The organism is Klebsiella michiganensis, from assembly GCF_002925905.1.
In the GTDB taxonomy this organism is placed as follows: domain Bacteria; phylum Pseudomonadota; class Gammaproteobacteria; order Enterobacterales; family Enterobacteriaceae; genus Klebsiella; species Klebsiella michiganensis.
Genome location: NZ_PRDB01000011.1, coordinates 1 through 13240, shown reverse-complemented (window position 1 = coordinate 13240; position 13240 = coordinate 1). Strand labels below are relative to the sequence as shown.

12 protein-coding genes are annotated in these 13240 nt (G+C 53.5%); 6 read left to right on the top strand and 6 right to left on the bottom strand.

Features of this window, described 5'->3' with window-relative positions; all coding sequences use genetic code 11:
• The first annotated feature begins 1 nt into the window (after nucleotide 1).
• The 5 genes from CDA56_RS20895 to CDA56_RS20875 all read left to right on the top strand — a co-directional run bounded on the left by CDA56_RS20895 (nucleotide 2) and on the right by CDA56_RS20875 (nucleotide 5927).
• Nucleotides 2-925, top strand: coding sequence for a baseplate assembly protein (locus CDA56_RS20895; protein WP_104011404.1), 924 nt, complete (start codon nucleotides 2-4; stop codon nucleotides 923-925).
• On the top strand, nucleotides 915-3944 hold the full coding sequence (locus tag CDA56_RS20890) for a phage tail protein I (RefSeq protein WP_104011403.1): 3030 nt from the start codon (nucleotides 915-917) through the stop codon (nucleotides 3942-3944). Before CDA56_RS20895 ends, CDA56_RS20890 begins: the two co-directional genes overlap by 11 nt.
• The gene (locus CDA56_RS20885) at nucleotides 3941-4156 is read left to right on the top strand and encodes a hypothetical protein (protein ID WP_024359481.1); all 216 of its coding nucleotides are present in this window, start codon (nucleotides 3941-3943) and stop codon (nucleotides 4154-4156) included. Before CDA56_RS20890 ends, CDA56_RS20885 begins: the two co-directional genes overlap by 4 nt.
• Entirely contained in the window at nucleotides 4141-5238 is a 1098-nt protein-coding gene (locus CDA56_RS20880; protein WP_104011402.1) for a phage tail-collar fiber domain-containing protein, read from the top strand. Before CDA56_RS20885 ends, CDA56_RS20880 begins: the two co-directional genes overlap by 16 nt.
• A gap of 344 nt (nucleotides 5239-5582) precedes the next feature.
• On the top strand, nucleotides 5583-5927 hold the full coding sequence (locus tag CDA56_RS20875; RefSeq protein WP_104011401.1) for a hypothetical protein: 345 nt from the start codon (nucleotides 5583-5585) through the stop codon (nucleotides 5925-5927).
• A 336-nt stretch (nucleotides 5928-6263) separates the two neighbouring features.
• Here the strand turns inward: CDA56_RS20875 and CDA56_RS20870 are convergent, their stop codons facing one another.
• From CDA56_RS20870 to CDA56_RS20845, 6 genes are read right to left on the bottom strand one after another with little or no spacing between them, the layout of a single operon-like run.
• A complete protein-coding gene (locus CDA56_RS20870; RefSeq protein ID WP_104011400.1) occupies nucleotides 6264-6755 on the bottom strand; it encodes a phage tail protein in 492 nt (163 codons plus the stop codon).
• A 15-nt stretch (nucleotides 6756-6770) separates the two neighbouring features.
• On the bottom strand, nucleotides 6771-9746 hold the full coding sequence (locus CDA56_RS20865) for a phage tail tape measure protein (protein WP_104011399.1): 2976 nt from the start codon (nucleotides 9744-9746) through the stop codon (nucleotides 6771-6773).
• Nucleotides 9733-9885, bottom strand: coding sequence for a GpE family phage tail protein (locus CDA56_RS20860; protein WP_077270439.1), 153 nt, complete (start codon nucleotides 9883-9885; stop codon nucleotides 9733-9735). Before CDA56_RS20860 ends, CDA56_RS20865 begins: the two co-directional genes overlap by 14 nt.
• 5 nt (nucleotides 9886-9890) lie before the next feature.
• Nucleotides 9891-10208, bottom strand: a complete 318-nt coding sequence (locus tag CDA56_RS20855) for a hypothetical protein (RefSeq protein ID WP_004131585.1) — start codon at nucleotides 10206-10208, stop codon at nucleotides 9891-9893.
• Between the two features lie 45 nt (nucleotides 10209-10253).
• Nucleotides 10254-10769 (bottom strand): phage major tail tube protein, encoded by a 516-nt coding sequence (locus tag CDA56_RS20850; RefSeq protein WP_104011398.1) that lies wholly within the window; start codon nucleotides 10767-10769, stop codon nucleotides 10254-10256.
• The gene (locus tag CDA56_RS20845; protein ID WP_104011397.1) at nucleotides 10769-11941 is read right to left on the bottom strand and encodes a phage tail sheath subtilisin-like domain-containing protein; all 1173 of its coding nucleotides are present in this window, start codon (nucleotides 11939-11941) and stop codon (nucleotides 10769-10771) included. Before CDA56_RS20845 ends, CDA56_RS20850 begins: the two co-directional genes overlap by 1 nt.
• A gap of 154 nt (nucleotides 11942-12095) precedes the next feature.
• Between CDA56_RS20845 and CDA56_RS20840 the strand changes: the two genes are divergently transcribed.
• Nucleotides 12096-13235: a phage late control D family protein gene (locus CDA56_RS20840; RefSeq protein WP_032688247.1), complete on the top strand. Its 1140-nt coding sequence runs from the start codon at nucleotides 12096-12098 to the stop codon at nucleotides 13233-13235.
• Nucleotides 13236-13240 lie beyond the last annotated feature (5 nt).

Below are 13240 nucleotides of genomic sequence, written 5' to 3'. Positions count from 1 at the left end.
TGTGCAAACGTCCGTCGATTTATCTCAGATCCCGCAGCCTGATATCGTCGAGGTGCCCGATTTTGAAACGGTGCTGGCTGATATCCGGGCGCTTATCGTGGCGGCCATGCCTGCGGAACTTCAGGCTTCTGTGTCTGCTGCGCTGTTGCTGGAATCTGAACCGATGGCGGCACTGGCTCAGGCCTTCACCTATCGCGAGATCCATCTGCTGCAACGCATCAATGAAGCCGTTCGCGCGGTGCTGCTTTCCAGCGCCCTGGGGGCAGATCTCGATCAGGTCGCGGGTAATTTTGACACTGAACGTCTGCTGATTACTGAAGCCACCGACGAGGCGGATGCCGTATACGAAAGCGACGAAGAGCTGCGCGCCCGCACGCTGCTCTCATGGGCGCGCCTGAGCACGGCGGGTGCCCGTAATGCCTATCACTATTTTGCGCGCGGGGCTGATGCGGATGTGCTCGACGTGCGCGCCTATGGCCCTGAAACTCATAACCAGGAGGGCCGCGTTTTCCTCTACGTGCTGTCACGCACCGGGGATGGAACCGCCCCGCAGGCTCTGCTCGATAAAGTCCTGGAAGCGGTGAACCCGGAGGACGTGCGCCCGATTACGGATTATGTGGCTGATTATGTCCGTTCCGCTGTGATTGTGAATTATCAGGTGGTTGCTGACATTTACGTCCCTTACGGCGTGGACACCGCCACGGTGCTGGAAAAAGCCACCGCAGCACTGAACGAATACACCGCCTCAGTGCATCTTATCAACGCCACCGCTGCACGGTCGGGCATAGACGGGGCTTTGCATCAGGACGGCGTTGTCACCGTCGATTTGCATTCACCGGCCGCCGACGTCGTTGCGACGATGGGCGAAGCGCCTCATTGCACCTCTGTGAAAATCAATCTTGTGGTGATGGACTATGACCGCTAATTATCCCGCCAGCATTCTGCCACCCAACGCAACCGCCGTGGAGCGGGCCATCGACAGGGCCAGCGCCGCCGCACTGGAGAGGTTGCCGGTATATCTGATCCGTTGGGTGAAGGATCCTGACAGCTGCCCGCTGGCGCTTCTGCCGTGGCTGGCGTGGGAATACCAGGTTGATACCTGGAATATTAACTGGTCAGAACAAAAGAAACGCGATGCGATCAAGCGCGCCCACTATATCCACCGCCATCGCGGGACGGTCGCCGCCGTCCGTCATGCCCTGGTGGACAGTCCTTTTGGGACGGATATTGTTGAATGGTTCAACCAGAACCCGAAAGGGGATCCGTATACCTTTCGCCTGAACGTTTATCAGAACGATTTGCCGGTGACGGAATACGACCAGCAGGATCTGAAACTGGCGGTGCTGCGCGCCAGGAACCTGCGCAGCTGGTTTTCCGTTCATGTATTTGGCCGACTTCAGGGAACCTCATATGCGGCCGGTTACATGTACGCCACGGAGAAAATCACGCCGCGCTTTGTCCCGTTGCAGGTGATTTTATCCCGCTACGAGCTGAATCTGGCCCCTGGTGACGCGGAAACGGTCACGGTGACCATCCTCCCTGAATACGCGGAAGATAAAACCTTTACGGTAACCACGTCGGATAAAACAATCGCGACTGCCCGAATTGTCAACGGCGCTATTCTGGTTACGTGCGTGAAGCGGGGCACCTGTTCGGTCACCGTCACGACGACTAACGGCGTCAGCGCGGTGATCAACGTGAAAGTGGTCGCGGTGATGAAGTTCATCACCCGCATCGACAATGCAAGCCGTCCGTTGTTCTACGTGCGCATGGATGAGGATTTCACTATTGATTATGGCGACGGAACAGACAGCCGGGAATACCGTTTTGATGCTGCCAGTGCTGTGTACGGCTGGGTTATTCCGACGCGTGACGTTGTAGAGGGAGAAGAGTACACAATAACGGTTAAGAACACAGAAACCGCCAGTTTCCAGCGCACGTCGGGTAACGTTTCAGTAACGTTGAACCCCGTGCAGGAAATCATTCTTTTGACGGGAGAAAGGGACAATCTTGTTTCTTTCGCGAGTGGCGCAACTGGCCTTTACAAGGTCCACGCCGGGGCTTTTGACGATCTGCCAAATATCCAGAAATGTACCTCCATTTTCCGGGGCTGCTCATCGCTGACTGAACTACCAGAGGGTTTATTTGCGCGGTTTACTGGTGCCACAGATTTCTCGGCGGCGTTTTATGGCTGCACGGAACTGGCTGCTGTTCCTGATGGGCTGTTCAGCGAATTATCTCAGGTGACGCTATTCACCTCGGTGTTTGAGAACTGCACGCGCCTGCTGAGTGCTGGCAAAAACACATTCCGGGACTGTGCTGCTGCGACGCATTTCACCAGTGCGTTTTCGGGATGCACATCCCTTATTGATACCGGGACGGGCATTTTTGACGGGTGTGTCAGTGGCAATAACTTCGGTTATACCTTCGATGGATGCCGTGCGCTGACAACATTGTCAGCAGATTTATTCAGCGATGTGCCTGGTGGCGTCTTTACGGCGATTTTCAGAGGCTGCACGGCGCTGACGCAGCTACCGCCGCGCCTGTTCCGCCACTGCCTGGAAGCTACGCATTTCGGCGGGGCATTCAGTGGATGCACGCAACTGCTTTCTGTACCTGATGAATTCTTTAAGGATTTACCCCTGGTTAACCATTTTGGAACCGTTTTTTCCGGCTGTTCTTCACTGGTAAAAGCGGGAAAAGCTGTGTTTTCTGGCTGTGCGCTTGCGCAAACATTTTCCTCCGCTTTTTACTATTGCCGTGTTCTGGAAGAAGTGGGCGATGATATTTTTGAGGGGTGTGTCAGTGCAACTACCTTTGCCAGCGTCTTCAATAGTTGCACTGCATTAACGGCGCTACCGTCGTTTGTGGACTGTAACAAGGCAACGAGCTTTGACCGGGCTTTCTATGCCTGTTCTTCACTGACAGCCGTCAGAGCAGAGGCCTTTGCAGGTAAATCACTGGTCACGACGTTCTATTATGCATTCACCCAATGTACATCCCTGAAAATCATCGGGGCCGGGGCATTCCGTGACTGTAGTTCCCTGACTAATCTGACCTATACATTTATGGGCTGCACGGCGCTGGTATCGCTGGCCGGGGATATGTTTGCAGGATGCAGCAAAGTGACGAATATCACTGGCCTGTTTAATCAGTGCTCGGGCCTTGCCGTACTGCCTGAAAAGCTGTTCAGCGATCTGACCTCTCTGACGGCAATGGGGAGCACCTTCCAGGACTGCACCGCGCTGGCCGCGCTGCCGTCCGATCTGTTTGCGGGTTGTGTCAACCTGACTTCCCTGACGCTGACGTTCTCCGGCTGTACTGCGCTGGCGGTATTGCCTGCTGATTTACTGAAACATAACACCCTGCTGATCAGTGCCGGTTCTACGTTCTACGGCTGCGCGGCGCTGGTGAGCATTCCGCCGTCGTTATTTGCATCGTGCCCGCTTATCACCGCATTCGGCGCAACGTTCCAGAATACCGGCGTGGTGGAAATACCGGAAAATCTGTTCAGTGGTAACCCGCTGGTGACGGCCTACGGCCAGACCTTCAGGGGATGTAAAAACCTGCGTTCATTGCCTGCCGGTCTTTTTGTCGCCAGTATCAACGCCACGACTTTTACCAATGTGTTTGCCGAGTGTGTCGCACTGGAAGAGGTCGGGGCCGGTCTGCTGAATACCGTACCCGCGACGACAGTCGGCTACCTGTTTGACGGCTGCCCGCAACTGAAAACCAACGTCAGCACTATATTCAACCTCAGCAGTTATTCGACGATTGTCACCACGACGGCCACATTCAGGGGATGCTCAGCCCTCACGGGTAAGGGCCTGGTATTTATGGGCAAGGTGTCAAACGTCACGGCGCATTATTACGCATTCTACAACTGCACAAGCCTGGACGATTTCGCAGATTTACCCGGTAACTGGATAACGAATAAATTATGAAAACATTCAATCAAATTAAAAGCCTGATCGGATTTTGCCAGACCGATGAATTTTTCCTTGAATACCTGCAAATGCTCCAGGCTGCGGGAGTTATTCATCCCGGTGAAAGCGATATTGATGCTGACAGCAAAACTGTCAGTGATGATTTTTATGATCGTCTTGCCAGCGTGTATGGCATTGAAGCAGAGGAAACACTATGGCAACAGGACTGACACTAACCACGGCAGGCGCCGCCGAAATTGAAGCTGCATATCAGGCGGGAGAAGTCGTGGATATTATCGCCGTGCTGATCGGTGATGGTGGCGGCGTGATTTTACCAAACGATCCCGACGACCTGGCGGCGGTGACGGCGCTTTTTGGTCAGTTTGGCCGTGAAACCTTTGACTCTGATTCAAGTCATGAGGGGTTTATCAGCGGTCAGATCGTTATTAACTGCCAGGATTATCCGGGTAAAACGCTCAGAGAAGCGGGGCTGGTCAGCGCTAAGGGTACGCTCATCGCTTACGGCACATACCCGGCGACATATCTCCCTGCTCAATCGGACTCCATCATCAAAGAGATCATTCTGACGCTGGTGCTGACACTGACGCACAGCTCAAATGTGCAGCTCATTATCGATCCGGCGCTTGCCACAATTACACAGGAAACGGGCGATAAACGTTATCTGCGGCGAGCACAAAATCTTTCTGATTTAAACGATACAGAAGAGGCCCGGGAAAACCTCGAGCTGGGCAATTCAGCGACACGAGATGTTGGCACAGAGGTGGGAACGGTGGCGGCGGGGGATGATTCACGCATTACCGGGGCACTGCAAAAAGAGAGCAACCTTTCTGATTTAACCAACGTTGAAAGTGCGCGTGAGAATCTGGGGCTAAACAGTGACGGCGAGGGGTTTAAGGGTATCGTTGACGCCATTCTTTATCCTGGGATTATTATCCCTAGTGAAAAAAGCCCGGCTGAGCGCTTCCCGTGGCAGATGTGGGAGAGTTTAAGCGATACCTTTGCCGACAGGGTAGTGCGCATTGGTACCGGGCACGGTGCGACCGGCGGCAGCAATAAGGTAAAAATCGCAGCCAGCAACCTCCCGCCGCACTGGCACAAATCGGGCGACAGGTCACCCGGCGAGACTTGGGATCCGACCACTACACACGGTACGGACAACCAGAAGAGCGGGCCGCTCAATATGACTGCAGGAACCTATAGCGACGCGGCGGGCGAACGGGAAACCGCAAACGATGCGATCGATGTGACTAACGAATACGTCACACTCTGTCTATGGAAGCGCACGGCATAAAAACCACGGTCACTAATGACCGTGGTTGCCGGTATCGAGTGCGTGTGTTGGCTCAAACTTGACCTGACAGTTTGAGACTGCAGTGTATAATCAAATTTGACAGCCTGCTACGAGCGAGGAACGGACCCTGGCTATTGTTTCCATGGTCTCGAAGGCGATAATAGCACTCCCATATGTTAATCAATGGGCAGCAGCCTAGGTTCACTTGCAGACTTACGGAAAATCGCCGCTATGCCGTAATCGCTCTCAGTTGGGGCAGTCTGACCTTTCTGCTCATAGTGCATGATTCTGTCTATCTAAGGTAAGATTAATCTTTAAATACTGATGCCTTAGGAAGCGATAAAATGCCAAAGTCAACTATTTATCTTATCAACTCTTTGCTTGTGATCCTGCTTCTAGTCGCACTTGTTTGGATTGGTAATACTGCAGTGGTTTGGTTTCAAAGCAAAAGCTATCACGGCTATGAAATTTATAATTGCCCAAAAGACTTAAGTAAGAGCTTGAGATGGTTTGAAGCTAAAAAATTCTGTCAAACAGTTGAACTAGTTGACGGTAAATTTTTCGAAATCGACGAGGATGATGTGAAAGAAAAGGCAGAAAGGCAGGCTAAAACAGCAGAGTTCATGTCACATCAAAATATTCTGGATGAAAAACCTCGCCCACAAAACACTTACTACCGCATTTGGTAATTTTCATAATTTATTGATTTTTAAGTTTTTTGTATGTGGTAAAAATAAAATCTGTTTCCCGTTATATACAACTCCATGGGGCTATAATCTTCTTTGTAAATTTGGGCTTCACTAATTATTATTACTTATTTTGCATATTAAAGGATCTTTGCGTTTCTAACTGTCGCGTACTTATGCGCCTTGACACTACACTACGGCTAGTATTAGCAGGAAGACGTTTTTGATATCCTCATTAGGCACAGAGCTTCCTGTCAGATTAGGTTTGGCTATGTGCAAGTATGTTTCAGGACAAATCTAAGCTAATAAAAGTATCGGCATAAATGACCGTGCTGCAGCTCAGGAAATCAGGCCGCCGATCGTCATCTGAGCTGTATTTAATGCAGTTTCAGCCCCTTCTTTAAGTGTAGCTGTCAGGTCGCTGAGAGAGGCACTTTGCAGCCCCTCCCGGATATCCTCATCAACCCTTTGCAATGAAAGCGTGAACTCAATTCTTTTCGCTTTGCCGTAGCGGTCAAACTCCTGATGCGTTTCCTGCAAACCCGTGATGACATACATCCCGTAGATGGAACCGACGCCATCAATCAGTGGCCAGGCAAGCCCGGTGTAAGCCATTGTCGAGACGGCACCCAAAGACAGGTTGCCGCCGGTAATTTCAGGGTACAGCAGCCCACCCAGCGTCAACTGGTTCTCGCCGGCGCCAACGTACTGCCATTTTGCACTACGGCCCACACGATCATTTTTAACGTGCCGCCAGTTACGGGAGAGCTGCAATTTCTGATAGGGCAGTGTCCTGAGTTCAAATACAAAGAGTCCGAATACCATCATCATAGTTATTACTCCAAATTAATCGTTATCTCGGAACGAACCCCGGGCAGCGCGTTGCTGTTTTTCAATTTCTGTGCGGACCGCTTCACCAACAAGTCGCGCCAGTTCGCGCGGATTGCTGCTCTGAATGCCGTGCAGATGGACGTGAATATTACCGGGAAAACTACCACCTGAAGCCGCAGCCGCCGTGTGAGGGCTTTGATTTCGACGTACCGGTTGCCATGCCTGCGTCTGTTTTATCAATGGTTCGCCAGCGGCAATAACCGGGCGAGCGCTGACACACTGGCGGACAAGCCTCGATTCCTGCCATTCACCACGCACTGCAAAGGCTGGGGGGAGATTTTTAAATACAATGTCACCCGGCCCGATACGTTTTCGCTTTTCCTCATCTAAAAGGCCTTTAGTGTTATCCGCGATTTGGCCCAGCCGCCGCTCTGTTCCAGAGTTGCCCCCGAGCACATTGGGCGGCGGGGCGCTGCCTTTGCTTGCAGGCTTTTCAGATGACCATTGCCACTCCCTTTTAACCATGCGCCCGGATTTTTCATCCCATTCCCACATAACCGGAATAGCCCTGAGTCTGGCCGCTTCCAGCCTGGCTCTTTCAATGCCATCGGGGATGAGATCGAGCTTCTCCAGTAACCAGCCGACACCTTCCATTAACTTCTGAAGCGGCCAAAGCAGTACGCTTAGTGCGGTCCCCAGTACCTCTCCAAAGGTCTGCCCGGCGCTGGCGCACTTGTTTAGCGCCTCGCGACTCTCCTCAACGGGCGTTAATACTTTTTTAAACCAGTTCCAGACGTTTTTGACGCCATCCCCAATGATCCTGAAAACGGGCGCCAGCCGGGAAAATGCGTTATAAACTGGCGCTAACCCCTGGATGACGCCTGTAAAAAAACCGCGAAAGAAGGCCTTAATTGGTCCCCAGTATTTCCAGATCAGTACCCCAGCCGCTACAAACGCAGCACCCACTAAGCCGATTGGGCTCAAGAGCATTGATAATCCGCCGCCCAGTGTCGTAATTCCACCTTTCACAATACCGAGCAGAGCAGGGATCCCCGTTAGCCGCAGCGCCAGCCCGCCAACGCCTTTTGACAGGGCGCTTATCGCCGTCCCCGGAGAGGAAAAGGTGCCAAGTAACGCGCCGCGCAGGGGCACCATCAACCTGGTTAATACGCTGGCGCGTCCAGCCAGACCGCCGAGTAAGGCACGCCATCCGCTGATTTTTGCCAGTGAACTGCCGCCCACGGCACTCAATATGCGGAACGCTGATACCGTACCTCCGATGCCGCTCCCGCCGGACAGCAGCGTAAACCCCAGCCTGAGCTTTGCAAGCGGCCCTAAAAGTAGACCAGCAGCTAATGACATACCGCCAATTACTGCGGTTAATGCCAGTGCAGTACCACCGGCGAGTAACAACGTTCGTGAAAGTCTGGGGTTTTCTTCTATCCAGCTTTGAATAGTACCAATAACCCGGCTAAGCCCCTGTGCCAGCCTGCGCAATGGGCCGTCTACTGTCTCAGCCACAGAAATGCGGAACGCCTCCCACGCGCTGTCCAGCTCCTTCAAATCGCCGCCCAGGTTGTCTTTTTTCTTGTTAGCGACGGCGAAGGCCTCCTGATTTTTATGTGCTTCTGCAATTTGTTCATAGAGTGACTGGAGGTAGCCATCACCTGCGCCGTTGACCAAAGACTGAAGGCTCGTAAAACCCTCTTCTCCGGCGATATCTTTGAAAAATGAAACCTGATCCACCTCGCCAAAGCGGGAAACGCGTTTTTGTAGATCGAGAAGAATATCGAACGGACGTCGCATCTTTCCGCTGGCGTCGGCAGTTTCCACTCCCAGCTCTTTGAGCGCTTTTTTGGCTGCCGTAGTGGGGGAGGCGAGGCGGGAGAGGGAGCGACGCATTGCCGTACCGGCCTCGCTACCGCGAATACCCACGCGCGCCAGCGTGCCGGTCATAGCTGCGGCTTCTTCCAGGCTAATCCCAAGTCCCGCCGCTACTGGCCCGACAACTTTCATTGTCTCGCCGAGGCTGCTAAGCGTGGTGTTGGTACGAGTAAATGTACCTGTCAGCACATCGCTGACGCGGTCCATTTCTCCGGCATCGAGGGAAAACTGAGAAAGAATGTTTGAGCCGATGTCTGCCGTTTCACCCAGTTCCATACTGCCTGCCAGCGCCATATTGAGCACGCCGGGCAGTGCGTCACGAATAGCTTCTGGCGTGAAGCCCGCCATTGCCAGAAAGGCCTGGCCGCTGGCGGCGTCACGTGTGGTGAAGGCGGTTTCAGCACCGAGTTTTTTTGCCTGAGCACGCAGGGCGGCTAGCTGTGAATCGCTTTTATCGAGCCGCGTCAGCGCCTGAACGTTTGACATTTCCTCATCAAAACCAACCGCAGGCGACAGGAAGCGTCTGGCGCCGTACCCGGCAGCGGTTGCTGTACCTAATGCTATGGCACCGCCAGAGCGCAACTTTCCGGCCATCTGCTGTGCAGCCTCGTAACGTTTACGAGCTTGAGTGACCGCAGCAAGTTGCCGTTTTTCCCGCTCAAGGGATTGGTTGTATTGTTCTGTGCGGCGTATCGCGTTACCAATGGTGGCGCTACTACCGGAAAGCATGACGCCATGCTGGCGCAGGGCTGATGCACTTTCACGAAGGCGGGCCACTTCCGTCACGCGTTTTGCGGTCAACCGATCAAGCCGCTCACCCAGTCGCGACATCAGTATTTGCTGTTTTTCTGTCAGCGTCCCGTTTTTACGTTGCGCTTCTGACAAGCCATCAAAGCGGGCACGGGCACGTGAGATGGAACGATCGGTTTTGCCGACGGCCGCGGTCATTCGCTGAAAAGTGGCACTGCTCTTATCGAGTCCTTTCAGGGTGGATTGTGTTTTTCTGAGGGAGTCGGAAAGGCCGCCCGCACTCTGGCGGGCAGCATTAACGGGGCGGGTAAATCTGTCGATCGCGTTGAAAGCAACGCGTATATCAAGACTCTTCATCACTGGCACCACTTCGAAGCGCCGCCCGCTTGCGCCAGGCTATCACCTCGCCAAGATCCATGCCGAAAACTTCAGAGGGCGGCCAGTTAAAAATAACGGCAATATCAGCAACCAGATCATCAATCTGGTCAAACGCAATGGTGATTACTCGCTCTCCGTCTCCGCCACGTTCGACGCTCCAGGCTCCGGCGGATTCAAGAAAGGGACCAGAAGCTCTGCCAGCCCGATAAAGTCCAGGGTGTGCATTTCGTTGATTTCTTTTTGCGTCAGCGCAGGCGCGGTGACTCGCGTTAACAGCGTGGCAATTGAGTCTGCATCCATATTGGCAACGCGAATAAGATTCAGGCCGCGCAACGATCCGGCCTGACTGATGGCGCCAGTGATTTCCACCTGACCGATCTCACTGTCTTTACGAACTACCGGCTGCATCAGCGTGAACAGGTTTTTAGTTTTTTTAGCCATGTTTAAAATCTCCGGGCGGCATCTTTGCCACCCTCTGAAAGGTTATCAATTGCCCATGCCAAGGGCGGAGGTGATGCGGTCCGGGAACATGTTCTGACCGTTCTTTTTGTAGATGAAATTCAGCAGATCGATTTCGATAATAGGCTGATCATCAATGGAGAATTTGTAGTAGGTGGACTTAAAGGTGTAGCTTTCCTCCGTGTCTTCCCCCTGTTTCGAGTCTCCACCGTCGAGTTCAGTAAATCGCCCGCGCAGCTCCGCCTCGACAAGCTGGCTTTCGCCATCAGTGAAATATTCACCCGCAAAGCGCAGCCGCGTGCCGTCAATTTCTGCTCCGTATTCGAGAAACAGAGCCTTAATGACGCCGCCAAAAACAATGGTGGAATCCAGCGCGCCAGCCTCAAGGCCGAGATCAACACCGACCGCACCCAGCATGCCACCTCCCTGATAGTCCTCTACCTTTCGTGACAGTTTGGGGCGAGTGAAAGAGGTCACTTTTCCCAGATAGTTGTCGCCGTTAACAAAGCAGCTAAAAAGCCGCAGTTTGTGAGGAATAGCCATTATTCACCCCCGAGCGACGCGAACGCCGGTTCGTAAAAATCATCAGTAAAGGTCTGGTATAGCGTCAGATCTTCAAGCGGCGGGACCGGGCTGTAGCTGTAGCGCACAATCAGTTTTCCCTGACGCAAATCCGTGGCGCCATTGTCCAGCGTGTCATACCAGCAATCAGCGCCGATAAGCTGGCCGGCAGTGACTTTTTTGCTGAGCGCAGAGCGGATGCCGCTTACCACATCTTTCACGTTGGCCGGAGTGAGTGGGCTGTCAACAGAGGTAAATTGCGCCTCCGCAATGCTGTCCGCCAGGATCTGCGCGGTACGGGTGAACACCTCGAAAGTGTAGGTTTCTGTGTCCGTGGTGCGGTTACCCCAGAAGCGGAAACCGTCACGCTTGATAAGCGTTGTGATTTCGTTGTTGTTCAGCTCGTTGGCGTCGCTGTCTTCTGCCTGCAATGCCCAAAACACATCTTTCGAAATACCCAGAACGTTATTCACTACAACGTTGGACAGTGATTTGTGCCAGCCCTGGCTGTTATCAATAGCGGCGCGCAGGCCGCAGGCGTATGCCGGGGCAGGAAACGTTTCGTTATCATCCGTTAGGGGGTTGTAAGCGATGAAGTCCGGCCAGATCAGCATCAGCTCGCGGTAAGCGAAGGTTTTGCGATAAGCAATAGCTTCCGCCATGGTCGCGCAGCCGTTACAACCGGCATAAACAAAAGCCCGAAGATTCTGGGCAATCACGCAAAGCTGTGACGTTACCTCCTCGGTGTCGTAGTCCGGTACCGCCAAGATGCGCGGACGATAGCCGGTTTTGGCTTCCGCCGTCAGCAGGGCATACATTCCCGTATAGCTGTCGCCGTCTGTTCCGCCAATAACGGCCTGGGACTGGCTGGCGCCGTTACCGGAAGCCTCTTTCACCCGGACAATCACAACGCGCGGGCTGCACTGATCGGAAATGGCTTTGAGGGCTTTGTAAAGTGACCCGGTTTTACCTGCCTTGCCGAGGACGTTACGTACCCGTGTCAGCAGAACCGGCGTATTGAGCGGGAAGGTTTCCGGATCGGCGTCATCAGCAACCGCAACAATACCGATCACGCTGGAATCAATGTCATTGATTGCCTGCTGTAGGTCGGTATTTTCGCGAGAGCGGACGCCGTGAAAACGAGTTTCAGACATAAGTTCACCATCATGTTGCTCTTTGAGTTCAGGGCAATATTCAACGTTAAGTCTGCTGGCGTCGCCTGGTTGCCGGTCTGTCCGTTCGCTGACAACAAAAAGGGATTCAGCCCCGCGCGCGGGCATGGAATCATCAGCAAAAAACGGGGGAGTTATGTCGATAGCAGACACGCTAACAACAGCAGCCGAAGCGTATGTAGAAAAATTAAGTGAGGTCGTGAAGACACCGGACTTTAGTATCACGCTGGGTGGGGTTGCCCTGACCGAACTGGCCGACCGCATCACCTCACTATCTGTTACAGATAACAACGGTTTTGATGCTGACCAGCTAACCCTGTCAGTAGATGATTCTGACGGGGTAACAGATTTACCCCCACGTGGTGCGGAGCTGGCGGTGTCCATCGGCTGGCTGGGTGAGGCGTTGATCTACAAAGGTCTCTACACCGTTGACGAGGTTGGGCATAGCGGGCCGCCGGATGTTATCGACATCACCGCGCACAGCGCTGATTTTCGCGAAGAGATGAACGTCAGGCGGGAGGTGTCCTGGCATGATGTGACGGTAGAGCGGGTGGTATCGGCCATAGCCCGGCGCTATGACCTGAAGCCGATGATTAGCGAGGCCCTGATCGACATTGAGATCGACCATGCGGATCAGACCGAAGAGAGTGACATGTCGTTTTTAACGCGCATGGCGGAGATGTTGGGGGCCATTGCCACCGTGAAAAATGGCTGTTTGCTGTTTATCCTGCCTGGGGGCGGCGTCAGTGCATCCGGCAGGGCGCTGCCATCGGCTGAGATAACCCGTGCCAGCGGAGATCGTCACAGGTTCCGCATTGCCGATCGCGATGCTTACACCGGCGTGCGGGCGTACTGGCTGGATCTTAATTTCGGCAAGAAAAAACCGGTCAAGGTCACTAAGCGCAAAACAAATACTGCCAGAAAAAAGGCTGAGGAGAAAAGCAGCCGGCCGGAGGGGGATTACATGGAGGGCGCTGAAGGTAACGTATATGTTTTGCGTAAAACCTATCAGAACGAAACGGCGGCCAGGCGCGCAGCTGCGGCAAAATGGATACAGCTCCAGAAAGGCGCGGCACAGTTTTCGATAACCCTGGCGCGCGGCCGCGCCGATTTATACCCTGGTATGCATCTGAACGTGTCGGGCTTTAAGCCTGAAATCGATACTCAGGATTGGATCATTGCCAGAGCGGAACATGTAATCGGAGATAACGGATTTACCACGAAAATGGAGCTTGAGGCGAAAATAAGCGACTGGATTGCAGAAACTGAACAGTAGCGGCC